Annotated in this window: 22 protein-coding genes; 12 read left to right on the top strand and 10 right to left on the bottom strand. The window is 61.2% G+C overall.

The window, feature by feature from the left end; all coding sequences use genetic code 11:
* Nucleotides 1-44: 44 nt before the first annotated feature.
* Nucleotides 45-623, bottom strand: coding sequence for a TetR/AcrR family transcriptional regulator (locus BM413_RS10570; RefSeq protein WP_091913082.1), 579 nt, complete (start codon nucleotides 621-623; stop codon nucleotides 45-47).
* A gap of 201 nt (nucleotides 624-824) precedes the next feature.
* On the opposite strand from BM413_RS10570, the gene BM413_RS10575 reads away from it, so the two are divergent.
* The 5 genes from BM413_RS10575 to BM413_RS10595 all read left to right on the top strand — a co-directional run bounded on the left by BM413_RS10575 (nucleotide 825) and on the right by BM413_RS10595 (nucleotide 8,199).
* Entirely contained in the window at nucleotides 825-1,322 is a 498-nt protein-coding gene (locus tag BM413_RS10575) for a (2Fe-2S)-binding protein (protein ID WP_091913083.1), read from the top strand.
* Nucleotides 1,319-2,377, top strand: coding sequence for an FAD binding domain-containing protein (locus BM413_RS10580; RefSeq protein ID WP_091913084.1), 1,059 nt, complete (start codon nucleotides 1,319-1,321; stop codon nucleotides 2,375-2,377). The genes BM413_RS10575 and BM413_RS10580 overlap by 4 nt, the downstream gene beginning before the upstream one ends.
* Nucleotides 2,367-4,628, top strand: a complete 2,262-nt coding sequence (locus BM413_RS10585) for a xanthine dehydrogenase family protein molybdopterin-binding subunit (protein ID WP_091913085.1) — start codon at nucleotides 2,367-2,369, stop codon at nucleotides 4,626-4,628. The genes BM413_RS10580 and BM413_RS10585 overlap by 11 nt, the downstream gene beginning before the upstream one ends.
* 934 nt (nucleotides 4,629-5,562) lie before the next feature.
* Entirely contained in the window at nucleotides 5,563-6,036 is a 474-nt protein-coding gene (locus BM413_RS10590; protein ID WP_091913087.1) for a hypothetical protein, read from the top strand.
* An 84-nt stretch (nucleotides 6,037-6,120) separates the two neighbouring features.
* Nucleotides 6,121-8,199 carry a sigma-54-dependent Fis family transcriptional regulator gene (locus tag BM413_RS10595; protein ID WP_091913088.1) on the top strand — a complete coding sequence of 693 codons (2,079 nt, stop codon included), beginning with the start codon at nucleotides 6,121-6,123 and terminating at the stop codon, nucleotides 8,197-8,199.
* A gap of 74 nt (nucleotides 8,200-8,273) precedes the next feature.
* Here the strand turns inward: BM413_RS10595 and BM413_RS10600 are convergent, their stop codons facing one another.
* From BM413_RS10600 to BM413_RS10635, 8 genes are all read right to left on the bottom strand, one after another.
* Nucleotides 8,274-9,317, bottom strand: coding sequence for an NAD(P)-dependent alcohol dehydrogenase (locus BM413_RS10600; RefSeq protein ID WP_091913093.1), 1,044 nt, complete (start codon nucleotides 9,315-9,317; stop codon nucleotides 8,274-8,276).
* A 46-nt stretch (nucleotides 9,318-9,363) separates the two neighbouring features.
* Nucleotides 9,364-10,995 carry a molecular chaperone GroEL gene (locus BM413_RS10605; protein WP_091913095.1) on the bottom strand — a complete coding sequence of 544 codons (1,632 nt, stop codon included), beginning with the start codon at nucleotides 10,993-10,995 and terminating at the stop codon, nucleotides 9,364-9,366.
* A gap of 75 nt (nucleotides 10,996-11,070) precedes the next feature.
* Nucleotides 11,071-11,868 carry an iron-sulfur cluster assembly protein gene (locus BM413_RS10610; RefSeq protein WP_091913097.1) on the bottom strand — a complete coding sequence of 266 codons (798 nt, stop codon included), beginning with the start codon at nucleotides 11,866-11,868 and terminating at the stop codon, nucleotides 11,071-11,073.
* A gap of 4 nt (nucleotides 11,869-11,872) precedes the next feature.
* Nucleotides 11,873-12,895: an amidohydrolase family protein gene (locus tag BM413_RS10615; protein ID WP_091913099.1), complete on the bottom strand. Its 1,023-nt coding sequence runs from the start codon at nucleotides 12,893-12,895 to the stop codon at nucleotides 11,873-11,875.
* Nucleotides 12,896-12,968: 73 nt separating this feature from the next.
* Nucleotides 12,969-13,340 carry an MmoB/DmpM family protein gene (locus BM413_RS10620; RefSeq protein ID WP_091913101.1) on the bottom strand — a complete coding sequence of 124 codons (372 nt, stop codon included), beginning with the start codon at nucleotides 13,338-13,340 and terminating at the stop codon, nucleotides 12,969-12,971.
* A 16-nt stretch (nucleotides 13,341-13,356) separates the two neighbouring features.
* Entirely contained in the window at nucleotides 13,357-14,415 is a 1,059-nt protein-coding gene (locus BM413_RS10625; protein ID WP_091913103.1) for an aromatic/alkene monooxygenase hydroxylase subunit beta, read from the bottom strand.
* A 48-nt stretch (nucleotides 14,416-14,463) separates the two neighbouring features.
* The gene (locus BM413_RS10630) at nucleotides 14,464-15,525 is read right to left on the bottom strand and encodes an NADH:ubiquinone reductase (Na(+)-transporting) subunit F (RefSeq protein ID WP_091913105.1); all 1,062 of its coding nucleotides are present in this window, start codon (nucleotides 15,523-15,525) and stop codon (nucleotides 14,464-14,466) included.
* A gap of 52 nt (nucleotides 15,526-15,577) precedes the next feature.
* Nucleotides 15,578-17,251, bottom strand: a complete 1,674-nt coding sequence (locus tag BM413_RS10635) for an aromatic/alkene/methane monooxygenase hydroxylase/oxygenase subunit alpha (RefSeq protein ID WP_197716844.1) — start codon at nucleotides 17,249-17,251, stop codon at nucleotides 15,578-15,580.
* 566 nt (nucleotides 17,252-17,817) lie between these two features.
* On the opposite strand from BM413_RS10635, the gene BM413_RS10640 reads away from it, so the two are divergent.
* Genes BM413_RS10640 through BM413_RS33090 form a run of 4 tightly spaced genes read left to right on the top strand, consistent with a single transcriptional unit; the run spans nucleotide 17,818 to nucleotide 19,969 of the window.
* Nucleotides 17,818-18,291 carry a hypothetical protein gene (locus BM413_RS10640; RefSeq protein ID WP_091913109.1) on the top strand — a complete coding sequence of 158 codons (474 nt, stop codon included), beginning with the start codon at nucleotides 17,818-17,820 and terminating at the stop codon, nucleotides 18,289-18,291.
* Between the two features lie 12 nt (nucleotides 18,292-18,303).
* A complete protein-coding gene (locus tag BM413_RS10645; RefSeq protein WP_091913111.1) occupies nucleotides 18,304-18,618 on the top strand; it encodes a hypothetical protein in 315 nt (104 codons plus the stop codon).
* Nucleotides 18,619-18,632: 14 nt separating this feature from the next.
* Nucleotides 18,633-19,760 (top strand): WD40 repeat domain-containing protein, encoded by a 1,128-nt coding sequence (locus BM413_RS10650; RefSeq protein ID WP_091913113.1) that lies wholly within the window; start codon nucleotides 18,633-18,635, stop codon nucleotides 19,758-19,760.
* A 32-nt stretch (nucleotides 19,761-19,792) separates the two neighbouring features.
* Nucleotides 19,793-19,969 carry a hypothetical protein gene (locus BM413_RS33090; protein ID WP_175544302.1) on the top strand — a complete coding sequence of 59 codons (177 nt, stop codon included), beginning with the start codon at nucleotides 19,793-19,795 and terminating at the stop codon, nucleotides 19,967-19,969.
* Nucleotides 19,970-20,103: 134 nt separating this feature from the next.
* On the opposite strand, the gene BM413_RS10655 is transcribed toward BM413_RS33090, so the two are convergent.
* Nucleotides 20,104-20,877 carry a DeoR/GlpR family DNA-binding transcription regulator gene (locus BM413_RS10655; protein WP_091913386.1) on the bottom strand — a complete coding sequence of 258 codons (774 nt, stop codon included), beginning with the start codon at nucleotides 20,875-20,877 and terminating at the stop codon, nucleotides 20,104-20,106.
* Between the two features lie 539 nt (nucleotides 20,878-21,416).
* Here BM413_RS10655 and BM413_RS10660 point away from each other — a divergent pair.
* Genes BM413_RS10660 through BM413_RS10670 form a run of 3 tightly spaced genes read left to right on the top strand, consistent with a single transcriptional unit; the run spans nucleotide 21,417 to nucleotide 24,405 of the window.
* Nucleotides 21,417-21,929: a TRAP transporter small permease subunit gene (locus BM413_RS10660; RefSeq protein ID WP_244537833.1), complete on the top strand. Its 513-nt coding sequence runs from the start codon at nucleotides 21,417-21,419 to the stop codon at nucleotides 21,927-21,929.
* On the top strand, nucleotides 21,926-23,263 hold the full coding sequence (locus BM413_RS10665) for a TRAP transporter large permease (RefSeq protein ID WP_091913117.1): 1,338 nt from the start codon (nucleotides 21,926-21,928) through the stop codon (nucleotides 23,261-23,263). The genes BM413_RS10660 and BM413_RS10665 overlap by 4 nt, the downstream gene beginning before the upstream one ends.
* Before the next feature lie 47 nt (nucleotides 23,264-23,310).
* On the top strand, nucleotides 23,311-24,405 hold the full coding sequence (locus BM413_RS10670; RefSeq protein WP_119816183.1) for a twin-arginine translocation signal domain-containing protein: 1,095 nt from the start codon (nucleotides 23,311-23,313) through the stop codon (nucleotides 24,403-24,405).
* Nucleotides 24,406-24,476: the final 71 nt, after the last annotated feature.

Genomic DNA, 24,476 nt, shown 5'->3' on the forward strand with positions numbered 1-24,476 from the left:
GATTCTATCAAAAACTGAACCGCTCTAGCAGATAATAGGTTGCCTCAACGCATTCGCAGCCCGTCGACGAACACATCGACCAGGCGCAGCGCTGCCGGCTGCCAGTCGGCCGTGCCCTGCGAATAGAAAATGCCGACCAAGGTTCGCAACAGGTCTTCCGGCGAAATGTCGGAACGGATTTCACCCGCCGCAACCCCGCGATCGAGCAGCAGGCCGATCGCATTGCTCAATCGCTCGAAGGAATAAGCCTTCAGCTCGGTCGAGCCGTGCGCAACGAGCTGAAGCCCCTCGACCATGCCCTTCTTGGTTGCCACGAGGCGAACATTGGCGTGCAACCATTTGCGCAGCGCCTCGACCGGATCACTGTCGCGGGCAAGCAACTCAGCGAGTTCGCCGAGGTGATCGACCTCATGGCGATAGACAGCCTCGAACAATGCTTCGCGCGTCGGGAAATGGCGATAGAGCGTTCCGATCCCCACGCCCGCCTGCCGCGCAACCGCCTCCAGGCTCGCCTGCGGACCGCCGGCGCTGAAGATTTGCGTCGCCGCCTCGAGCAGGATTTCGCGATTGCGGATCGAATCCGCGCGCGGCTTGCGTCTTGTTTTTGCGGTCTCAGGTCCCATTTTCTTCCAACAGGGCTCGTCGCCTCTTGCTATACGGAGGCATCCTCCGTATAAATAGATCGCACATCGGGAAAACGCACAAGGCACGCATTCCCAGTTTGGGCCGAAAGACGGCTCGCGTCAGATCTTTTCCCGCCCGCATCCTCGGCTGCCATCCGGCAGCACCGATCCATACATCACAAATCCTGAATGGAGTACCACATGTCACTCTCCATCGGCCTCACCATCAATGGTCAGCCCCGCACGGTTGCACTCGACGACCCGCGCGTGACGCTGCTTGACCTGTTGCGCGAGCGGCTCGATCTGACCGGCACCAAGAAGGGCTGCGACCGCGGCCAATGCGGTGCCTGCACCGTGCTCGTCGATGGCCGGCGCATCAATTCCTGCCTGGCGCTGGCTGCCAGCCTAGACGGGGCCACCGTCACCACCATCGAGGGGCTTGCCGAGGGCGACGCGCTGCATCCGGTCCAGGCCGCCTTCATCGAGCATGACGGCTTCCAGTGCGGCTTCTGCACGCCCGGCCAGATCATAAGCGCCATCGGCCTCATCACCGAAGGCAATGCCGGAAACGACCCCGAGCGTATCCGTGAATTGATGAGCGGCAATATCTGCCGCTGCGGCGCTTATCAGGGCATCACCGAAGCAGTGCTGGAAGCACAAAAGACCCTCGCAGAACGCAATCGGAGGGACGCGGCATGAACCGTTTCGACTATATCCGCCCGGCCAGCGTGCCGGAAGCCGTCGCAGCCGCGGCCGTTCCCGGATCGGCCTATCTCGCGTCCGGCACCAATCTGCTCGATCTGATGAAGACGGGCGCCTCGCGGCCCGAGCGGGTCATCGACATCACGCGGCTGCCGGGCCTCGACCGCATAGAATGGCTGCCCGACGGCAGCGTTCGCGTCGGCGCGCTGGTCCGCAATTCGGACCTCGCCTATGACGAGCGTTTCGCCAAAACCTTCCCGGTTGTCGCTGAAGCGCTGCTGTCCGGCGCTTCAGCGCAACTTCGCAATGCGGCGACTGTTGGCGGCAATCTGATGCAGCGCACGCGCTGCGCTTATTTCCACGACCTCGCCGGCGCCTGTAACCGGCGAGAGCCGGGCTCGGGCTGCGACGCGCTTGGCGGCGAAAACCGCCTGCAGGCGGTGCTTGGCTGGAGCGAGCATTGCATAGCCACCCACCCCTCGGACTTCTGCGTGCCGCTGGCGGCACTGGACGCCATCGTCGAGGTGGAGGGCCCGCATGGCGGCCGAGAGATCGCCCTGGACGCTCTGCACCGGTTGCCCGGCGCGACACCGGATCAGGAGACAGCGCTTTTGCCCGGCGAACTGATCGTCGCGCTCAGGCTTCCGGCAGAAGCCACTGCCTTCTCGCGCAACGCCCGTTACATCAAACTGCGCGAACGCACCTCCTATGCCTTTGCCGTCGTGTCGGCTGCTGCCGCGCTGGAGGTAGAGGGCGGCACGATCCGCAAGGCGCGCATCGCGCTCGGCGGCGTCGCCGCGAAGCCCTGGCGAGCCCGCGAGGCAGAAGCGCTGCTCGAGGGAAAACAGGCCACCGCGCAGGCTTTTTCCGAGGCTGCAGAGCTGGCGCTGGCAGAGGCCCGGCCCTCCGGGGACAACGCCTTCAAGATCGAACTGGCGCGCCGCATCGTCACGCGCGCCTTGAGCCTCGCCTTGGAAGGAACGCCGCAAGCCATGCCCGCGCTGCCGGCTTCGCCCTTCCCCACACTATCCGGAGCGAACCATGTCGTCTGAGATCGCATTCCCCTCCCCGCAACACCGTCGGCACGGTTCCAGCGCCGGCCAACCGCTGACCCGCCGCGACGGCGTGCTCAAGGTCACCGGCCGCGCCACCTATGCCGCAGACAACCACCCCGAAGGCATGCTCTACGCCGTGACAGCGGTCAGCAGCATCGCGCGCGGTCGCGTGACAGCGCTCGACATCGAGGCCGCAAAGGCGCATCCGGGCGTCGTCGAGGTCCTGACGCCGGCCAACCGGCCGCCTTTGTCGCATGATCCCGATGAGAAGATCCCGCCCTTCGGGTTTCGCGTCGAGGTGCTGCAGGATGACACCGTGCGCTACGTCAACCAGCCGATAGCCCTGGTAGTCGCCGAAACGCTGGAAGCGGCAACGGAAGGGGCCGCACTGCTCAACCCGCAATACGAAGTCGAGAGCGCCCGCACGGGACTGGAAAATGGCGAGCATTTCGATACGCCTGCCGTCGGCGTCGGCGCGCCGTCGCGCACGGCCTATGGCGATATCGATGCAGGTCTCGCCGCGGCTGTCCGGGTGACGGAGGCAGACTACATCACGCCGCCGCAGTACCACAATGCGATGGAACCCCACGCCGTCGTTGCCCAATGGGACGGCGACCGGGTGACCCTCGACATGCCCAACCAGGCGCTGGCGCTCAGTTGCGCGGCCTATGCGGCCTATTTCGGCATTCCGGCCGGTAATGTGCTCATCCGCTCGCCCTTCCTCGGCGGCGGCTTCGGCTCGAAAGCGATCCTCAACGGCCCGCAGATACTCGCGATCCTTGCTGCGCGCATGCTCGACAGACCCGTCAAGCTGGCACTCACCCGGGCTCAGATGTACGGCCCGGTCGGACATCGCGGGCAAACCTGGCAGAAGTTGCGTCTCGGCACGGATGGCGAAGGACGCCTCACCGCGCTTCACCACCATGTGCTGGCTGCAACCTCGAGCTTCGACGAGTTCATGGAGCCGGCGGCCAACGCCTCACTCCCACTCTACGCCAGCCCCGCCATCCTGGCCGAGCACGACGGCTTGCGCCTCGACACCGGCACGCCTGGACCGATGCGTGCACCGGGCGAGGCATCCGGCTCGGCCGCCCTCGAAGTGGCGATGGACGAGGCAGCCATCGCCTGCGGCATAGATCCGCTCGAATTCAGGCTCGCCAACTATGCCGAGACCGAGCCGGGCAGCGGCAAGCCCTTTTCCTCCAAATCCCTACGCGAGTGCTATGCCGAGGGCGCCAAACGCTTCGGCTGGTCGGGCCGGCCGCTCGAACCGCGCCAGATGCGCGACGAAAATGGTTTCCTGGTCGGCTGGGGCATGGGTACGGCGGTCTTCCACTGCCCGCATTTCCCTGCCGAGGCACGCGCAACCTTGCGTGCCGATGGTACCGCGCTGGTGGAAACCGCGGGCGCCGACATGGGACAAGGCGCCTGGACGGCTCTTGCTCAAATCGCGGCGGAAGCACTCGGCCTGGATCCCGATCAGGTCGAGCTTCATTCCGGCATCTCAAGCCTGCCCGATGGCGGTATCGCCGGCGGCTCCGGCCACACGGCCAGCGCAGGACTGGCTCTTCACAATGCCGGCGTGGATGCTATCGCCAGGCTTGCTGAACTCGCCACCGCCGATCCTACATCGCCGCTTTTCGGCGCCGGCAACATCGGCGTTGAGGCTCGCAACGGGCGCCTTCATCGCCGCGATGACGAAGGACGCAGCGAAAGCTATGCTGAAATTCTCGCGCGTGCAGGCCACACGGAGGTGGTTGGCACGGCGAAGGCCGCCCGCGACCCGGCAGTTGCCCAAGCCCATGCGATGTTTTCCCACGGCGCCGTCTTCGCCGAGGTGAAGGTCGATCCCGATCTCGGACAGGTGCGCGTGACGCGCCTGGTCGGCGCCTTCGCCGCCGGCCGCATCATCAACCCTCGCCTCGTGCGCAGCCAGTATTTCGGCGGCATGATCTGGGGCATCTCCTTCGCGTTGCAGGAAGAAGCGGTCACGGACCGCAGGACCGGCAGGATCATGAATGCCGACCTTGCCGAGTATCATGTGCCGGTCAATGCGGACGTGCCATCGCTCGATGCGATCCTGATCCCGGAGGACGATCCTTACGTCAATCCGCTCGGCGTGAAGGGCGTGGGCGAGATCGGCATCACAGGCACCGTGGGCGCTATCGCCAATGCAGTCTGGCACGCAACCGGCGTGCGCGTCCGGCGTTTCCCGATCCGGATCGAGGATTTGCTCGTCAATCAGTGAACTTGATGTAAGCGTTCGAAACTTACTATCGCCTGGGTGGAGACTGCGGCTTCGCTTGCCAAAACAGCTCCGCCCGGGCGAACGAGATCGCCCGAAATTCCTCCGACAATCAGCGGGGAAATGACCTCCCCGAGCACCTCTAGTCGGCTATCTCACCAGAGGCTCGAGCGGAGCAATCGAGCGCGCGGATCGGCATCCACCAGATTCCACCGCCTTAATCGCACAAAATTGCCTGACGGTTTGCTCGGAAGAACTCGACTGGCAACCAGAAACAAAGAATCCTATTGCGAGCGTTGTGCAGATCGAAAGCCATTGCATTTGCGATACTCCACGTATGTTCTTCGCGAAGTCTATCACCGAGTAATGGCAAGTCTAGGAAACAACTCTGTGATCGGCGCTCTCACCTTGTCGGTATTGGCTGTGGATCCGGCCCGGGATCGGGCATCGGTCCTGGTGGTGTCGGCGGCATCGGGTCAGGCACTGGCCGCGGCGGTGTTGCCGCTCGTCTCGGTGGCACCCTCACCTCGTCGGGATTGGGTAGCGGCTCCTCATCGGGCAACCTGTCTGGCTCCGGCTCCTCGATAGGAGACTGCGCCGGCATCGGGTTCGGCAATTCTTCGTCGTCGTTTGGCCGTTTCGGTCCTGCCATGGCTTTTCCTCCGTTAGTATCGAAGGACAACCCGGCTGCAGGCGGCATTGTTCCCTGGAAAAACTGCTGTCGGTCGTCTTGCAACAACACGATAACGGACGGTTGCGTCGGAACAATTCCCCAACCCAACGCCCAACTATGCGGAGGGTATGTGCCAGCCCACTACCACCACACCAGCCTCATTTCGCATCATACTATAGTTGTGGTGCAGCCTGTCCGACTGCGATAAGTTTCGCATGAAGGACTTTCGGCTACGGCTTTGGCCAATTGTGTCTGGGAGGATTCATGGTCGAGATCATCTCCAAGCGGGATGGACCGCGGCGCGAGGATGTTCAGGTCAAGCGACTGATCGAGCAGAACCGTTCGACCATCGTCAAGCTTGCCGACCAGATCAGCGGCGGCGGCTATTCCGCCTCCAGGAAACCACGCCAGGAACCGAAGGCCGAAGGCCTGATCATCCATGTCGGCGGCGGATCGGCACCTGCTGCCGAAGCCAAACCGTCCATCCACGTCACCATGAACGGCCGTGTGATCTCGAAAGATCAGAACACGGGACGCCAACTTCATCATATCGGCGATATTCGCAACCGGGGTGGGGACCATGTCTTCGTCATGGCAACCAAGCAGAACGGATTCTTCTCGCCGGTCGACGAGACCATTGCCGAAGCGCTTGTCGACCTGGACGGATCCCGCCTGACCGCGACTTACACCGAAGAACAGCTTGCCGCCGACATCGGCGCGAAACTCGGCATCGATTGACGATCGCACATCTGGTCGTCCTTCGGAACGCCCAACCCGACAGCATACAGAAATGGCATACCTCAAAGGTTCTGTGATGACTGAATGAAACACGCGAGCGGCCCCAACCAGATCAAGACCGATACCCTTCCGGCCCGGACATCGATTGGCACCGGCCAGTTAGCCCTGGACGACACCGACTACGACGAGCGCGCCACCATGCGCGCCTGGGAGAGTTTTCTGGCCGACGAGCCAAAATGTGCCCGCGATCCGGTTCAAGTCCGCACCTTGATTCATGACTCCTGGTATCGCAGCGCAACCGGCGGCATCAACGCCCAGAGCATCGAAGCGCCGCTAAGCAGTGACCGCGACGAGATCGAATATCTGACCCGTACAAACGCCGAACTGCTTTCGGCAGCGCAGCGATCATTCGCGTCCCTCGGACAATTGCTGGACGGGACAGGCGCGATGCTGGTGCTCGCCGACAGCGACGGCGTGCTGATCGACGCCATCGGCGACAAGAAAACCCTGCATGACGGCATGGATATTCATCTAGCCATCGGCGGCAAATGGAACGAAGACGCCGTCGGAACCAACGGCATCGGCACCGCGCTGTGGACAGGCAAGCCGATTTTCGTCCACGCCGCCGAACATTTCTGCGCGGGCATCAAATCCTGGACCTGCGCCGGCGCGCCGATCCGTGACCCGCTGGATGGAAAGATCATCGGCGTTGTCGACCTCTCGGGCTATTCGCCGATCTTCCGGCCGCACAACACCGCGCTCGTCGCCGCGACGGCCAGGCAGATCGAAAAGGCGCTCGCTGAACAACAGCAGGAACAGCGCACGCGGCTGCTCGAAGCCTTCATTTCTTCCGCTCCCAGCTATCGCAGCAAGGACGGCTTGGTGATCATGGATCACCGGGGACGAGCGATCTTCTGCAACAACGTCCCCGATGGCGAGACCACCGAAATGCGGGACGGCCCGATGGAACCGGGCCGCGGCCGCTGGCTCATGAACCTTCCGCCGAGCGGCTCCGAAGACGAGCTCGCCAAGGCGTTGCCGCCGCATCTGCGATCCTGCCACATCACGCCGCTGAAGCTGGACGGCAACTTGCGCGGCGCAGCCCTCGTCTTCCCTTCGGGACCGGCCATCTCCAGCGTGGCGGTCATAGACCGGGAGGTGAACAGGCACCTGCAAACGGCCACGAAGATGATCGTCGGCGAAAGCGAGGTCCTGCTGGCGGCCGTCGATATCGCCTCTCGCGTGGCTCGATCGGGTAGCGTTACATCATTGTTGATCGAGGGCGAAACAGGCGTAGGCAAGGAGCTGTTTGCGCGGCTCGTTCATGCTGGCAGCCGGCGCAGCGCGAGCGACCCTTTCATTGCTATAAATTGCGGAGCGATCACCAAGGAACTGTTCGGCAGCGAATTGTTCGGCCACGTCGCCGGTGCCTTCACCGGTGCTTCACGCGAAGGCAAGCCGGGCGTCTTCGAACTTGCCAATGGCGGCGTTCTCAGCCTCGACGAGATCGGTGAATTGCCGCTCGAGATTCAGCCATTCCTGCTGCGCATTCTGGAAGAGCGCGTGGTCCATCGCATCGGTGACTCAAGGGGCCGCCCGGTGGACGTCCGCCTCATCGCCTCGACAAACCGCGACTTGAAACAGGAAGTCGCGGCCGGGCGCTTCCGCAGCGACCTCTACTACCGCATCGGTGCTGTCTCGATCCAGGTCCCGCCGCTGCGAGACAGGGGCGAGGACGTGCTTCTGCTGACCGAGCATTTCAACCGGCAGATCGCGGCTGCTGCAAGCGAAGACCCGTTGGAATTCTCGCACGATGCCCTTGATGCCCTGCTTGCCTATCGTTGGCCCGGCAATGTGCGCGAACTGAAGAACCTCATCGAAAGGCTGCATGTGCTGGCGCGCGGCCGAAACGTCGGGCTCCGGGACCTGCCCAAGGAAATCACCACGCCCGTTTCCGAGCAGACCAGCATGCTCGCCGTTCATGTAGCAGCAGGGACCGAGCAGCTCGGCAGCACGCTCGTTGACGCAGAACGCCAGGCGATGAAGAATGCGCTGGCGGCGGAAGGCGGCAATCTCAGCCGTGTTGCGCGCAGGCTCGGAATTTCGCGGCCGACGCTTTATCGCAAGCTCGATCAGTACGGCATCCGCCGCGGCTTCGTCTGACAGTCAGCACAAAAAGAACCCCACGGCATTGCGCCATGGGGTTGGGGAATTGTAACCGATGGATCGGGCTGGCCTTAAGGCACGATGACACCACGGCCCGTGAACCGCCGGTTCTTGAAATCGTCGAGTGCGGTGTTGATGCTGGCGAGATTGTATTCGGTGTAGTGCATCTTCACCTTGCCGTCGGCGTTCAGTTCCATCAACTCGACCAGCTCGGTGAAGTTGCCGACAAGGCTGCCGCCGATGTTGATTTCCTCGATGACGAGGTGTGCAGTCGGCACATTGATGTTGCCGCCATAGCCGACGACGAACAATTGCCCGCCTTTGCGCACCATCTTCCAGCAGATGTTTTCCACGCCCAGTTCGCCGACGAAGTCGATCACCACATGGGCGCCGCCGCCGGTGATCTGGCTGACCTCTTCAACGATGTTCGGCCCGCCATCGAGCACAAAGTCGGCGCCAAGATCCTTGGCCAGCAGCTGCGCGGCCGGCTCGCGGTCGACAGCGATGATCCGGCAACCCGAGATCGCATGCAGCGATTGCAGCGCGATGTGCCCAAGCCCGCCAATGCCGAGCAGGACGCAGTAACTGCCGGGCCGCAGCAGTTTCGCCGCGCGCTTGGCGGCGCGGTAGGCGGTTATGCCAGCATCGGCCAGCGGCGCGACCTCGATCGGCGTGATATTGGGGTTGAGCTTGATCAGCGAACGTTCGCTGGTGATGAAATATTCGGCGAAACCGCCATTCATGCCAAGGCCCGGAAATTGCCCGTTGTCGCAATACATGTCTTCGCCGTGACGGCAGTTGAGACAGATGCCGCATGAGCGGAACGGGTGGCAGATCACGGCGTCGCCGCGCTTCACCGACCGGACGCCGCTGCCGACTTCCTCGACCCAGCCGGCATTCTCATGCCCCATGATGTAAGGCAGCAGCGTGCCTTCCGGGTCCATTGTCGGCTTCCACACACCTTCTATGATGTGCAGGTCAGTGCGGCAGAGACCGGCTGCACCCACCCGCACGATGACTTCGTCCGGAGCCGTGATCGTGGGTGGTGTAACCTCCTCGATCTTGAGCTGGACGTTCATGTGCGGATCGTATTCGTAAAGTCTGGCAGCTTTCATCGTCGTATCCTTTCAACGTCGAAATCGTTCCGGTTGATTTGCGGCTTCAGGCGCGGCCGAGCTTTTCCGAGCCGCCGCCGCGTGCCGGGCCGGCGGTCGGATCCTCGTCCTCGGCGAGATCGCCGATCAGCGTTTCGGTGGTCAGGATCAGCGTTGCCACCGAAGCCGCATTGGCGAGCGCGGTGTAAGTGACGCGAGCGGGGTCGACGATCCCCGCCTCGAACATGTTCTGGTAGCTGCCGTTGGAAGCGTTGTAGCCGTAGCCGCCGTTGATGCGCGTGACCTCGGCCACGACGGCGTCGGGATCGGCACCGGCGTTGACTGCGATGCGCCAAAGCGGCCGCGAGAGCACCGATTTCACCAGGCGCACGCCTTCGGCGACATCGCCTTCCACACCGGCCGCCACCTTGTCGAGCAGTGGTGCGATCTGGGCAAGCGCCGATCCGCCGCCAGCAACCACGCCCTCTTCGGATGCCGCGCGCACCGCGTTCAGCGAATCCTCGATAAGCTGAATGGTCCGCTTCTGCTCCACCGGCGTCACGCCGCCGGCATAAAGGATTGCGGTACCGCCGGAGAGTTTGGCCAGGCGTTCGCGCAGCTTGTCCTGGTCGATGTTCGGCGGTGAGGCTTCATACTGCCGCTGCACCTGGGCGCGGCGCGATGCGATCGCGTCATGGTCACCGCCGCCGCGAATGATCGAGGTGTAGGACGAACTGGTCTTGACCCGATCGGCCGTTCCGAGATCCTCGACTGTAATGTCCTCGAGCCGGCCGCCGAGATCGCGCGCGATCACCTTGCCACCGGTGATGATCGCCAGGTCTTCCATCATCGCCTTGCGCCAATGGCCGTATTCCGGCGGATGCACGACAAGGTATTTTCCCGGGCCCTGCTTGCCGAGCAGAGTCACAACCACTTCCGGCGACATTTCCTCGGAGACGATCAGCAGCGGCCGTCCATCCTGATCGGCAATGAGGCGCACCGCTTCAAGCTGTTCGGGTTCCTTGATCTTGAGGTCGGTCATCAGGATGTAAGGTCGCTCGAGAACAGCCTCCATCTTCTCCTGGTCAGTCACCATGTGATGCGAGAGGTAGCCGCGCTCGAAGGACATGCCTTCGACCACGTCCAGCGTGGTCTCGGTGGTCACGCTGAAGTCGGTGGTGATGACGCCTTCGGCACCCACTCGCTCATGCGCTTCCGCCACCAGCGCGCCGAGCTTCGAATTGGTCGCGGCAATATTGGCGACCGAGGCGAGGATGCCGTTGCCCTTGGCAGGCTTGGCCGAATCCTTGAGCGCAGCCACCACTGTCGCCACTGCAATATCTATCCCCTTGCAGAGATCGACCGATTTGGCGCCGTGTTCATTTGCCTCGATGCCGCCCTGGATGAGTGCGTTGGCCAGCACGATGGCCGTCGTCGTACCATCACCTGCAACCTCGTTGGTCTGCATCGACACTTCGCGAACCACCTGCGCACCCATGTTCTCGAAACGGTCGTGCAGTTCGATCTCGGAGGCGATGCTGACGCCGTCGCGGGTGACAATGGGTGTACCGATCGGCCGGTCGATCATGGCGTTCATGCCTTTGGGGCCGAGCGTCGGCTCGACGGCGGCTGCCAGCCGGAAGACACCGCGGGCAAGCGCACGGCGGGCCTCGGAATTGTGAAGCATAATTTTGGGCATGATTCCTCCTTCCGCCTTACGGGCGGGTTGTTGGTTAGGGGCCTCGTGCCAGGGAGGCCGTTGTTTCAGCGCAGTTCAGATGTTTGGAGCGGGCTCGACCGGCACCCGGTCCATGATGAAATCGACCAGCGTCGGCTCACCATCGACCACATCCAATTCCTTGTATCTCGTGTGCTTGAGCCCACGGCAAAGAGCGCCGTTGAACTCCATATTGATGCGCACGCCGCGCAGTTCAGCGAGATGCGCGCCCAAGGCCGAAACCGGAATTTTTTGCCCCTCCCACGTCAGGAAAACAGGATCGTCGGTCCGCCGCGCGGAGAACCGCTCCATCAGAGCTGCCCGATATCTCGCCTTCTGCTTGGCTGCTTCGTCCGCTCCGAACTGGGTGGCGTCATAGGCAACCAGATCCATGCCTAGAATTTCCTGATCCGGCAGACCACACTGTCTCAGGCTGAGCAGCACCGCTTCCTGACGTCGCTTGAACGCCTTCATCGCAAACGTTTCGCGCAAGGTGCCGAGATCGAGGTCTCCGGCCAGCTCTCCAAATATGTCGCCGAAGGATCTGCCGGCTTCCATGCCGCTGTTGACCTCTTCGGCGAACATGTGGTCGTGAAGCGTGACCCGGTAGACGGGCGACCAGGATAGCCGGTCGAGCGCCTTGCGCACGCCATCCAGCATGAGGAAGGCGAAGTTGGGCGAGCACCAGTAGGTCGGCAGGCGGAAATCGACCTCCACGCTGCCGTCGCTCGCCACTTCCGCCCGCTCAACGAAACCCATCTCGGTGACGGGTTCGTCGAGTTCGGGGTCGTTGACCTCGCCGAGGAGCCGCCAGAGTTCCCTCTCGCGGCTGCCGGAAACACTGGCGGTAGTCATCGCCCTACTCCGCCGCGATGCTGAAGGGCGAACTGGCGAGCGCCTTCTTCTTGGCTTCGATGTCGATATCGTAGAGGCGCGCGGCGTTGAGGCCGAGAATCTTCTCCTTGATCTCCGACGTCAGTTCGACGCCCCGCTCGCGTGCGATATCTTCCGGCAGTTCCATGGCCCACAGCCGCTCGACCAGCCAGCGCGGCGTCCAGATGGCATAGTCGGAACCGAACAGGATCTTGTCCGGGCCGCACCAGAACAGCAGTTCCGCCATCACTTCGGCGAAATAGCGCGGACGCGAATGGATGAAGGGCAGCGCCACCGCCAGCCCGGCATAGACGTTCGTTTCCTGGACGGCGATCCAGCAGAAATCATCGAGGCGCGGAAGGCCGCAATGCTCGACGATCCAGTTGAGGTTCTGGAAATCCGTAGCCGCATAGTCGACGTCATGGACATCGAACGCATCCTTGTTTAGCGGGATGATCGTTGGACCCTTGTGGACGTGAACGTTCTTGATGCCGAGCTTCTCGCAGAGCTCGAAGCATTTGTAGGCTCTGGGGTCGTTTAGCTTCCAGCCCTTGGAATCCCCGTTCCATTCGGCCGTGTACATTTTCACGCCCTTGATGTCGTAGGTTTCCTTCATGTAGTGGATGTATTCCAGCGCCTTTTCGCCGTCGCGCGGATCGAAGGAACCATTGACGATAAAGCGTTCCGGATACCGCTTGGCGACCTCGGCGTTGCGCTCGATCGTGTTGAAGCCGTTGTTGTAGAAATCCTTCAGATAGGTCGACTGAATGATGGCAACATCGTCCGGGCCGTCGATGAACAGGTCGCGATAAAGATCGTCGGCGCTGTATTTCTCGAACTTGCTCTTCTCCCACAACTGCTCCTTGGGGCTGAGCGCGGTGTGGTAAGCGTAGAAGCACTCCACGAACTGCTTGCCGTGGATATTCTTCTGGTTTTCCGGGCTGCCATCCCAGAAATGGGTGTGGCCGTCGACCACGAAAATGTCCTTGCCTTCCGGTGTTCTGTACATTGTTTCCTCCGCAACAATCGGATTGATCGACGCGGCGCGCCGCAGATCAGCAGCGCGCCCGATTTTCTGGCGGCTATTCGATGTACTCGAACATCTCGCCCATATCGCCGAACAGGATCACGGTGTTGTCGTCGACGCGCACCATCCGTCCGTAGTGGGTGGAGGTGTTGACCTCGAAGGTTTCCGCCGTCATCTCGCGCCCGAGATATTCGCTGATCGCGTCCATCTCGAAGATCAGCTTGCCGGTGCCGTCGATCCGGATCAGCGCCGGCTGATAGGTGATCGTCACCCCCGGCTTCTGACCCATGAATTCGGCGATTGCCCTGGCCTCCACGGAGTCGTTCATGGTGACGCCGCACTGGTGCGAAATCGTCTGCTCGAAGGTGATGTCCTTCATCGCCTTGAAGATGTTGGAATGGGTTGCGTCGCGTGCTGCTAGTGACATGACAATTTCTCCTGTGTCAGCGCTTGAGGCCGAGTTCGCCGAGGATCTGGCCAATCCGTTCCTCGGATTTGGCGCGGACATCCGCGAACGCAACCGGCTTTGAATGCGGCATCGACCAGATCGGCTGCAGGCCGGTGGCTGCCTTGTCGGCGAGCGCGCCATGCTTCTTGACCCAGCCCTGGAAAAGCTTGCGGTTGGCCGCGCCATGCTTCTCGTCATTGGCGAGGATGTGCATGAGGTCGATCGTGTTGGCGAGGTTGCGCTCGTAGTCGGCTTCGGCTGCCGAAATCACCGCCGGCGTAATGAAGTCGTGGTTGGCGGCTGCGATCTGCATCAGGAAGCCTGAGCGGAACACTTCGCCGACCAGCGGTTCGAAGACGATGTTGATGGCGAAATACTGCTCGAGATAGTCGGCCGCGCCCATGATGGTTTCGACGGCTTCGCGCGTGCCCTGCCAGTTCTTGTCCTCAAGCCAGGCCTTCTTGCCGAGCTCGTCGTCCCAGCCGGGCAAGTCCATGCCGATCTCGGCAAGATAGAGCGTGATGTCCTGGGCAAGCCGCAGCTTGTAGGACGAATTGGTCAGCGTCGCGTTGTTGATCATCTGGGTGTAGCCGTAACGCTGCGCCTGCATCAACGAGGTGCCGAGCCCGAATTCCGCATGTTTCCAGGCGCCGAGCTGCGTCTGCAGGATCTTGACCCAGGCCTGGTCGAAGGTCTTCGGCGTACCCGACTTGCGGGCGTTGTTGATGACGCTCTGCACCATCGTCTCGATCTTCGACTGGCGCTGATAGTGCGTGCGTTCCCATTCCTGATCGGGCGCGCGGAAAGCGTGCCAGTTTGAGCTTTGAGCGGCGGTGTTCTGCTTGACATAAGCACCGTTGCCGTCAGCAAAGGAGATGATCCAGTTCTGGATCAGGTAACGCTCCGGATCGGGCTGAACGTCGACAGTCATGTCCTCGTAATGCGTGGCACGCTGGCCTTTCGGATCGAAGTACCGATATTTCCGGCTGTCGGAGTCGGCGAAAATCGCCGCGCCGGCGGCTCCGGATCCGACTGAACTCGAGGTTGCAGGCATAGTCTTCACTCCCTTGTTGCAGTTTGGTTGCGGTTGCGCGGCCGGCTTTCAATGAGCCGGCGTTGCACCTGCCGATGTGGTGAACTTGTCGAAGAAGATCCGCTCCGTTTCGAAGCCGTTCATGAACAGGACCGGTTGGAGCGCGTCGATCATGGGCGGCGGGCCACAGGCATGGACATCGCCCTGCCCATCAACCGCCAGTTGCTTGAGCGTGGCATCGACGCTCTGGTGGACGAAACCGCGCTCGCCTTGCCATTCGGCGTCGTCAGCCGCGTGCGACAGCACGGGGATGAAGGTGACATCCGAATTCTGGCCGACGAGTTCGGCGATCCTCTCGAGATAGAACAGGTCGTTGCGGGTCCGGGCGCCGTAGAAGAAATAGACGGGTCGCTTTTCACCGCTTTTCAGATGGTCGTTGAGGATCGACCAGATCGGCGACATACCGGATCCGGCACCGACCAGGATCAAAGGTCCTTGCCGTTCATCCCGGCGGAAGCAGGTTCCGTAGGGTCCGACGACGGTGACTTCGGCACCGGCCTCGATTCCTCCGGAATCGAGTTCGCCGGAGAATTTTCCCTCAGGGTATTTTTTGATGATGAAGGAAAGTTTTTGGGTTTGGTCCGGCGTATTTGCCATGGAGAACGAGCGCGTAATCGTCTCCCCTTTTTGCGTTGTAACCGTGATGTCGACATATTGCCCCGCCCAGAACTTCATTGGGGACCCGAGTTCGATTTCGATACCGCGAATGTCGTGGGTGAGATGCTCGATGTGAGCAATCCGGCCCTTGTAGGTCTTCACGGCGATCGCTTTCGCCAAGATCTCCTCGTCATAGTTGAGAAGCTCGACTTCCAGGTCGGAGTAGGCGATGCAGCGGCACAAGAGTATGTGCCCGCTCTCCTTCTCCATGTCGTTCAGCGCGAAGGTAGAGTATTTCAGCATGTCGACTTCGCCATCGAGCAACACGCTTTTGCAGGCCGAGCATTGCCCTTCCTTGCAGCCATGCGGCAGGGCGATGCCCTGGCGGAACGCGGCGTTAAGCACCGTTTCGCCATGTTCGACGTCGAATTCGACGTTGACCGGGCTAAGCCTGACCGTGTGGGTTTCCGACATACGGACCTCCAGTGAAAGAATGGGGGCGGTGAGGCCCGCCCCCTCTGTCTGATCAGTTGCAGGGGTTGATCGTGAAGCCGGCCCGGTATTCAGCCAGATGCTTCTCGCGGTCCTCCGGCGACATGGCACGAAGCGCGTTGAGCGGCGAACCCAGCGTGTTGCCGCGCACGTCGTCGAGCGTCCACATCTCCTTGTCGTCGAAGCGCAGATGCGGCTGCGGAACCAGCGTCTTGCCGTCGGAACGGACGAAGTTCAGGTCCTTGATCGCATCCGCCAGATCCCAGCCGTCATAGAGCGTCTCCCACTCGCGCTTGCCGCTGAAGCGGCCCATCGCGGGCGTCGGACGGCCCTCGTACTCGTCAGCGAAGGCCACTGTGGCGGTCCACTTGTCGAGTTCGTGGGCGAAGGTGTGAAGCTGGCCGTCGATCTCGCCGACCACCATGTCCTCGCGGATCAGGCAGGGGACGAGGCAGGACCAGCAGCGGTGGGGGTAGACGTAGCCGACGTCGCTGTTGAACAGCAGCACCTTCTCGCCCTTGTGGCTGAGCTTGGCGTACCATTTCCAGAAATCGCCGAATTCGGCATACCAGCCCGGATACTTATGCTCGAACCACTCGAAGTCCTTGTCGGTCTGGGCCTCAATGCGCCAGAAATTGACCGGCCAGCCGACCGCGAAGAACTGCCCGACCTTGTGGACGTAGTTCTTCTTGGTGATGCGCTCCCAGGCGGCCTGGACGTCGTCGTGATGGACCTTGATGCCGTATTTTTCGAGCGGCAGCATGTAGGTGCGGTAGTAGTCCTCATAGATCCAGCGGTGCCACATTTCCGCGTAAGACTCCTTATTCTTGTCGCGGTTGGTGGTGCCGTATTCGATGAAGGTGCCGATGGCGGCGTCGACGATCGCATGGTTCTGCCAGAAGGCGTAACGCAGGTCGCGCTCGAGCAGCAGGTGGTTCTCCGGCTCCTTGAGTGCAGCCATCAGCAGCGAATGGCCGTTACCGATATGCCGGCTTTCGTCAGACTGTACCGACAGGAAAACCGTCGGCAGCGCGTAGTCGCCGTTGCGGGCAGCTTCCGAAGGCATGGCAACGAACAACGTGTTGGTGAAGGCCGTCTCGGCAACCACGGTCAGGTACATGCAGGCGGCAGTCATCGTGTCGCCGGTGATGAACCCCTCGGCGAACTGACGGCCGATGGTCGTGGCATAACACTTTCCGAAGGCTTCCTCTGTGATGTCGAAGCCGGCCGGATCGATGTAGTTCTCCATGTACCATTTCTTCAGATTCATCTGGATCGTCGAGTGCCGGAACTCGTCGATCATCTGCATCGTGAAGCCGGTTCTGAGTTCCTCACCGGGTGCGATACGCGCGACCATCGCCATCGAGCGGGCGGCGGAAATTTCCGGGAAGGGAATGATGGCCAGGAAGAGTTTCATCCACTCGACCCAGCGCGGTTCAACATTGCGGAACATGTCGCCACGCAACGCCGCATCGAGCGCGCCGTAGACACGGTTGTCCTTTTCTTCCTGCATCGGGAAATAGGACCGCAGAACCTGTTTCATCGGGTCGCGCGGTGTCTTGTTGATCTTGTAGTCCGTCGGAAACGTCATCGCTTCCTGGACATAGGAAGGGTTCCAACCGAGATCGGAAATCTTCTTGGTTGCCTCGCCGACGGAGATTCCGCGCTGCGAGGTAATCTTGTTGAGCGTCAGAGACGTCATAGTCATAAGCCTCCACCAGGTTTAAGCCGCAGGCCTATCGACCCCGGCATGAAGCGGTGCACTGCACCGCCAGTGAAAGTGCGAGCGGCATGACAATGGATCGCGCCTTCAGGCACGACTTGCGTCCGGCCATTCAAGTGGATCGCGGCAAAGGTATTCGAGGCGTTTTGCAGGAGGTCCGCCGGGCGCCGCACATTGCTGCGGGCGTATCGAAGCGGATAGTATTTACCCCTGCTCCCTCCGTTCCTTCGTTCTTTTGGCACCGCGTAAAACGCGGTGGGCTTCTTATGCAAAATGGTAAAGCAAATGCCGTGCCAGTTTCAAATCGCGCCGCAGCCCGACACCCGCGATGAATTCGTAACTCTTTTTGCGAACAATAATTCGGTCAAATGTAACGTTATTTTACATTTGTATATTACGCTTGTAACTGATTACAGCCTTCTCGCATATGCGATATATTGCTTAGCATGTGCAATATAATTGAAATTTTACATCATCTATTCAATTCATCATATTTCTCTACTATTTGAAGGCGAAGCCCTGAGGCCATCGCTGCGCAAGAAAGAGAAATCATGCCGAACGATAAGGACAGCCGAGGGCCGCCCTCGCCCATGTCGGATCAGGCCGACGGCGTCACCGGCGATCTTGTCAGACTGATGCCGCGCGACCTGGTTTTTGTCATGCGTTTCATGGGCGAGAGCCAGTATCGTCTTCAAAGCCACTTTCAGGACTTCATCCGGGCCGAGCTTGCAGCCGGCGGCGTCACCACGGAAACGCATCCGATGATCCATCTGTTCATCGAGAGCCATGCGATCCTGCTGCGCGACTTCGTCTTTTCCGGCGTTTCTCTGTCGCGCCAGTTCCGCGTCGACGAAATCGAGCGGCTCACCGGCGACACCACATCGATGATCCGCGTCGACATTTGGGACCAGCTCAAGAGCCACATCGAAACGGCAGAAAAGCAGTTCCAGTCGCAGGCTGACGGCTTGCCCGGCCTGCTGACGCCTTTCGAAAAGCCGGCCGGGCCGGTGCCTGAGAAGAAGTAAGAGGAGGTCTCGATGAAGGATCAAGCCGCCGCGCGTGAAGCGCTGCTGGTCCGTCGGCTGGCTCTCGTCGCCAATGTCTCCGCACTCACCGCCGAGGCCCTGCGGCTCAACCAGAAGCGCGCCGGTATCGATATGGACGTGCTGCGCCTGAAACTCGAAATCGGCAGGAACGGTACCAGCGAGCAACTGGTGCGGGATTTGCCTGAGGCACAGGAGAGCGCCGAGGCGATCATTCACGAATGTGCGGCGTGCGAGGAACGCATCGTCGCTGCCGAGAGCGACGTCGAGGACGTGGATCGCAGGCTCGCGGCGACGGTTACAGACTGACAAAGGGAATGACCATGAACCAGCAGGCGATGCAAAATCTGACCTTGTTCGATCTGCTGGCCCGAAGCTGGCGGCGTCCATCGGCTGTCTCTGATCTGTGCTTCAGCGCTGATGGCTCGGCTGTTGCCTTCGCATCCGTGGACGGAACCGTCGCCATCGCATCAGTGGCGGACCAGGAACCGCCGGAATCGCGGATCAGGGTGAGCAGCGATCTCGGTCAGACGACCATTCGCCCGCGCGAAAAGCCGACAGTGCCGTTGATTGCCACTGCGGCCCTGGCCGACGGCGATGTGCCGCTCACCACCTACCTGCACTCAGGATTTCTGATCGGCACGGCTGCGGGCGAAGTGCAGCATCTGACGGTTGGCGGCGAAATCGCGGAGACCCTGTTCAAGATCGACGGTTCGATCGTGGCCATCGACCACAGCGCCCGCGCAGATATGACAGCCGTCAGCAATGGGCGCGATATCTACCTGTCGCGCGGTCACAACGATGCGGTGAAACTGGAACACGGCGAGGCATCGCCCGCCGGTGCGCTCTCCTTTTCCTCCGAGGGGCAGCATCTGGCCTTCGGCCTGGGTAACGGGCTGTCGATCTGGTCCGTCGAAGGCGACGCTGCTCCGATGCGCCACATCTCCCTTTCAGCGCCCCCGGTTTCGATCCGCTGGAACAGCGACGGCTCGTGGCTGGCCTGCGGGCTCGAAAAAGCGGGCTTTGCTTTGGTCAGCATGGCTGACAGCCGCCATGGCATCGTCGCAGGATTTCCGTCGCCTGTGAGCAGGGTGTGCTGGAGTTCACCGGCAACTGCCCTGTTTGCGTCGGGCGCGTTCCGCATTGCCGGGTGGTCGATGGTCGCGCCGCCCTTTGATGGAGAAACTTCGGGCGCGCTGGAGTCAGGTCGCGCCGGGCTCGTACTGGTCGAAACGATAGCGGCGCATCCTGAGAAGAAGCTCGTCGCCGCAGGTTATGCCAACGGCAAGATCACCATCGCCCAGATCGGCGCGCGCGACGAACTTCTCGTCAGGCCATTAGGCAGCGCGGTGACCGCACTTGCCTGGTCTGGCGACGGGCATCATTTGGCGATGGGCACAGTCGACGGCACCGCCGCCGTCGTCACCTTTCCAGCCCAGATGTTCAAATAGCGCAAGCAGGCCCCATGAAACAGGAGGATGAAATGCAGACGACCGAACTTACCGCCGAGGAGAAGAGCAAGGACGCCTTCTTCGAAAGGCTCGCCGAACTATCGGAAGAGATGGTCGCCAAGCACGGCAAGGATTTCAGCATGGGTGCGCTGGTGCTCGCCGCGCGCTGGATCGCTGAAAACCGCATTGGCCAGTTGAAGACGAACTAGATCACGGCCTGGATCCCGGTGGCAGGGATACTCAATTCATGCCATTTCTATCGGCAGCGAGCCAACGGCGGCGTCGCGTTGAGGCCTATCGAACGACGGCAGTTCGGCATGGTGCCAAATCGCCTGAATTGCCCTCACCCAGAAACGATCACATCAATGCCGGCAGCGGAAAGCGCGGCCTGTATCGTCTCGCCAGGCGGCACATCGGTCACGAGGGTGTCTATGCGGGCAAGCGGCACGACCTCGAAGACTGCGCGGCGGTCGAACTTGCTGTGGTCGGCAAGCACCGTCACGCGGTCAGCCCGCTCGATCATGGCTTTTGCCACTTCGGCCTCCTGAAGGTCGAAATCCATGACGCAGTTTGCGTCGATCGCGCCGATCGTGATGACGGCATGGCGGACACGGAACTTGCCGATCTGCTCAAGGGCGAGAGGGCCGAGGCTCTCGCCGGCATCCGAGCCGTAGGCGCCGCCGATCAGAAAGACCTTGTGACTGGGATTGCTTGCCACCGTCGCCGCGATCCGCGGTGAATTTGTGATGATGACGAGTGCCTCAAGGCCCACCAGCGCCTCGGCCATCGCAACCGTGGTGCTGCCCGTATCGATGAAGAGCGAGTCTTCCGCCTGGAAGAGACGGGCTGCTGCCTGAGCGATCTTTCTCTTGGCTTCGGCGTTCTGTGCCAGCCGCAGCGCGTATGGCCCCTCCATTTCCATGGCCGACGTGGATATGGTCATCACACGCGCGCCGCCGTGAAATTTTCGGACCTTACCCCGCGCGTCGAGACGGGTGAGGTCCCGGCGGATCGTCTCCCGCGAAACCGCCAGGGCTTCCGCCAGTTCGTCCACTGTCATTTCAGCTGCGCGGCCAAGCATCGCGACGATTTGATCCTGGCGTTCGGATGGCTGCATTTTGGTGCCTTCTGTCAGCGCGAATCGAGGCGAAGCCGCAATCTGCCACACAAACACCGATATAGCGAAGAGACCGTTCGGTCAATATCTCCGTCACAATGTGACTGTTCGGTCAATACTGGCGGTTAATTGCGATCATTCGGTCATATTTTTGAAAGTTTGGTCTTCACTTCCCTCAAAAACCGGTTAGAGTGCTCGCAGATGCGAGAAAGGGGCAAACTCGCGCGCATCTGTCGTTGAGGGCGATACAAGGGGAACAACAATGACTGCTTTTCAGAAACGCTTCGTATTGCCGTAGCGGCGCTTAGCCGGCGGGATACTGCATCGCACCGAAGTGCGGCTGCACGTTTGTCGGCAATCCAACGGGCGAATTGAGCGGACTCGGGCCTTGCCGACTCCGGACGATTTTTTGCGCCCAGATGAAAGCCGGCTTTCGCCGATGGGGACATTGGCAAAAGCCGACGGGGCAGCGTTCGCAAAGTGGGGAACGGAGTGGACATGAAACCAAAGAACATGAAACAGCCGATGGGAGAACGCCATTGCATCCGCTGATTGCCGGTTATGTCCGCTGGACGGATCGGATATCCGATTATGTCGGCTACCTCGCCGCGTCGCTCATCTTTTTCATGGGCGGTACGCTGATCTTCGATGCAATCACCCGCAATCTCCTCAAGATGCCCGTTCACTGGGCGGTAGAACTCACGCAGTTCACCCTTGCTGCCTATTATTTCATGGGCGGCCCGATCACGCTCAAGAACAACGATCACGTCCGCATGGACCTCTGGTATTCGGGGCTCTCCGAACGCGGCAAGGCCAAGGTCGATCTCGCCACCATCGGCTGCATGATCTTCTATCTCGGCGTGTTGCTCGCGGGCTCCATGTCCAGCCTGCAATACGCGCTAACCACCAATGAACGGCGCTTCTCGATCTGGAATCCTTCGGTGATTCCCATCAAGTCGCTGATGGTGGTCTGTCTCGTGCTGATGCTGATGCAGGCGGTATCGCTTGTCTTCAAGCACATCGCCACTCTGCGCGGAGAGGACCTGCGATGAGCTACGAGATGATCGCACTTCTCATGTTCGCTTCGATGGTGATCCTGCTCGTATCCGGGCAACGTGTTTTTGCCGCCATCGGTTTCGTGGCAGCCGGCGCGGCGTTGCTGCTTTATGGTCCAGGTGCTGCCGACCTGCCGTTCAACCAGGTGTTCAAGCTGTTCAACTGGTACGCGATGCTGACGCTGCCCATGTTCATCTACATGGGCTACATCCTGTCGGAGTCCGGCATCGCCGAAGACCTCTACAAGATGCTGCACGTCTGGTTCGGGCGCTTGCGCGGCGGGCTGGCGATCGGCACGATCTTCCTGATGGTGATCATCTCGGCGATGAACGGGCTCTCGGTCGCCGGCATGGCAATCGGCGCCACGATCGCGCTGCCGGAGATGTTGCGGCGCGGCTACGACAAGGTGCTGATTTCCGGCGTCATACAGGGTGGGTCGTCCCTCGGCATCCTGATTCCGCCATCAGTCGTGATGGTGCTTTACGGCATGATCGCCCGTCAGCCGGTGTCGAAGCTGTGGTTCGCCGGGCTTATCCCGGGCCTGCTCATGGCCGGACTTTTCGTCCTCTATGTCGTCATCCGCGCCAGGCTCAACCCGAAGCTTGCCCCGACTGTCGCCGACGAAGAGCTGAACATGCCGCTTGGCGAGAAGCTCAAGCTGGCGCGGGCGGGCATCGTGCCCTTTGCCATCTTCTTCTTCATGACCGGGCTGTTCGTGTTCGGCTACACCAGCCTGGTCGAAAGCTCCGCGGTCGGCGCGTCGGCGGCCACGCTGGCAGCCATTCTCAAGGGTCGGTTCACCTGGAGGCTGGTGCGCGAGACGTCTATGAAGACCCTCGCCGTCTCCTGCATGTTCCTGTGGCTCATCCTCGCCGCCCTCGCCTTCGGCGCGGTGTTCGACGGCCTGGGCGCGGTGAAGGCGATCGAGAGCGTCTTCATTCACCAGTGGGACCTCAATCCCTGGACCATCATCATCATGATGCAGGTCAGCTTCATCATCATGGGAATGTTCCTCGACGACACAGCGATGCTGGTCATCGTGGCACCCCTCTATATCCCGCTGGTAAAGCTGCTCGACCTCGGCTTCGATAACCAGCTGATCTGGTTCGGCGTGCTCTACACGATCACCTGCCAGATCGCCTACATCACCCCGCCCTTCGGCTACAATTTGTTCCTCATGCGCTCGCTGGCGCCGAAGGAAATCACGCTGATCGACATCTACAAGTCCATCTGGCCCTTCGCCCTGATCATGATGCTCACCATCGCACTGGTGATGATCTTCCCCGGGCTCGCGCTATGGCTTCCGGAACAAATGAGAGTGAAAGGCTGATCGCCAAGTCGGCCAGGAGTGTCCTTAAAAAACCAGAGGAGAACAAAGTGACCGAAGAAACGAAAAAACAAAGTGCTTCCCAGAAGATACTTTCCACGCGCCGTCATTTCCTGACCAACGCAGGCCTGGGCGTGGGCGCTGCAGTGGCGGGCTCGACGCTCGCTGCGCCTTATGTCAACGCCCAGAGCGGCCCGATCAAGTGGCGGCTCCAAACCTATTCGGGAGCGCCACTCGGGGCGCATGTCATCAAGCCGCAAATCGATGCCTTCAACAAGGCGGCGAATGGCGAGATGGAAATCGAACTCTACTACGCCGATCAGCTTGTTCCCACGTCCGACCTCTTCCGCGCCCTTCAGAGCGGGACGATCGACGCCGTGCAATCGGACGAGGCCACGATGGCCTCGCCGGTCGATATCGCCGTGTTCGGCGGCTACTTCCCCTTCGCCACGCGCTACAGTCTCGATGTGCCGGCACTGTTCCGCTACTACGGCCTGAAAGAGATCTGGGAAGAAGCCTACGCGGAAGTTCCCAACGTCACCTGGCTTTCCGCCGGCGCCTGGGATCCGCTGCAGATCTTTACCGTGGACAAGCCTATCCGCAGCCTGGCCGACATGCAGGGCCTGCGCGTGTTCGGGGTGCCGACCGCCGGCAAGTTCCTCTCGCGTTACGGCCTCGTGCCGGTCACCATTCCGTGGGACAATGTCGAAGTGTCGCTGCAGACAGGCGAGCTCGACGGTGTCGCGTGGTGCGGCTTTACCGAAGCCTACGAGGTGGGTTGGGCCGATGTCTGCAAGTACGCGCTCACCAACTCCCTCACCGGCGCGTGGTTCGGCAGCTACTTCGCCAACACGGCGAGCTGGGAAAAGGTGCCGCCGCATCTGCAGGAACTCTTCCGCATCACCATCGACCAGTCGCACTATTACCGCGATGTCTGGTACTGGGGCGGCGAGGCGAAACTGCGCGTCGAGGGCGAAAAGCTGGAACTGACCTCGCTGCCTGCCGACGAATGGAACCAGGTGGTCAAGGACGCGGAAAGCTTCTGGGACGAGACCGCCTCATCCAGCCCGCGCGCCGGCAAGGTCGTCGCGGCTTTCAAGAAGTACAGCGAGACAATGCAGAAGGCCGGGTACCCGTACCGCTGATCGTCGCATCGTAGAACCTAGAACGCTCCGCCCTCGCAGGGGCGGAGCCGGTGGTCGCGGGTGCCAGCGCA

The organism is Mesorhizobium sp. YR577 (assembly GCF_900116595.1).
Taxonomy (GTDB): domain Bacteria; phylum Pseudomonadota; class Alphaproteobacteria; order Rhizobiales; family Rhizobiaceae; genus Mesorhizobium_M.

Coding starts and splice junctions, on each gene's coding strand:
- BM413_RS10570 (WP_091913082.1), bottom strand. CDS start 623: ATGGGACCTGAGACCGCAAAAACAAGACGCAAGCCGCGCGCGGATTCG.
- BM413_RS10575 (WP_091913083.1), top strand. CDS start 825: ATGTCACTCTCCATCGGCCTCACCATCAATGGTCAGCCCCGCACGGTT.
- BM413_RS10580 (WP_091913084.1), top strand. CDS start 1,319: ATGAACCGTTTCGACTATATCCGCCCGGCCAGCGTGCCGGAAGCCGTC.
- BM413_RS10585 (WP_091913085.1), top strand. CDS start 2,367: ATGTCGTCTGAGATCGCATTCCCCTCCCCGCAACACCGTCGGCACGGT.
- BM413_RS10590 (WP_091913087.1), top strand. CDS start 5,563: ATGGTCGAGATCATCTCCAAGCGGGATGGACCGCGGCGCGAGGATGTT.
- BM413_RS10595 (WP_091913088.1), top strand. CDS start 6,121: ATGAAACACGCGAGCGGCCCCAACCAGATCAAGACCGATACCCTTCCG.
- BM413_RS10600 (WP_091913093.1), bottom strand. CDS start 9,317: ATGAAAGCTGCCAGACTTTACGAATACGATCCGCACATGAACGTCCAG.
- BM413_RS10605 (WP_091913095.1), bottom strand. CDS start 10,995: ATGCCCAAAATTATGCTTCACAATTCCGAGGCCCGCCGTGCGCTTGCC.
- BM413_RS10610 (WP_091913097.1), bottom strand. CDS start 11,868: ATGACTACCGCCAGTGTTTCCGGCAGCCGCGAGAGGGAACTCTGGCGG.
- BM413_RS10615 (WP_091913099.1), bottom strand. CDS start 12,895: ATGTACAGAACACCGGAAGGCAAGGACATTTTCGTGGTCGACGGCCAC.
- BM413_RS10620 (WP_091913101.1), bottom strand. CDS start 13,340: ATGTCACTAGCAGCACGCGACGCAACCCATTCCAACATCTTCAAGGCG.
- BM413_RS10625 (WP_091913103.1), bottom strand. CDS start 14,415: ATGCCTGCAACCTCGAGTTCAGTCGGATCCGGAGCCGCCGGCGCGGCG.
- BM413_RS10630 (WP_091913105.1), bottom strand. CDS start 15,525: ATGTCGGAAACCCACACGGTCAGGCTTAGCCCGGTCAACGTCGAATTC.
- BM413_RS10635 (WP_197716844.1), bottom strand. CDS start 17,251: ATGACTATGACGTCTCTGACGCTCAACAAGATTACCTCGCAGCGCGGA.
- BM413_RS10640 (WP_091913109.1), top strand. CDS start 17,818: ATGCCGAACGATAAGGACAGCCGAGGGCCGCCCTCGCCCATGTCGGAT.
- BM413_RS10645 (WP_091913111.1), top strand. CDS start 18,304: ATGAAGGATCAAGCCGCCGCGCGTGAAGCGCTGCTGGTCCGTCGGCTG.
- BM413_RS10650 (WP_091913113.1), top strand. CDS start 18,633: ATGAACCAGCAGGCGATGCAAAATCTGACCTTGTTCGATCTGCTGGCC.
- BM413_RS33090 (WP_175544302.1), top strand. CDS start 19,793: ATGCAGACGACCGAACTTACCGCCGAGGAGAAGAGCAAGGACGCCTTC.
- BM413_RS10655 (WP_091913386.1), bottom strand. CDS start 20,877: ATGCAGCCATCCGAACGCCAGGATCAAATCGTCGCGATGCTTGGCCGC.
- BM413_RS10665 (WP_091913117.1), top strand. CDS start 21,926: ATGAGCTACGAGATGATCGCACTTCTCATGTTCGCTTCGATGGTGATC.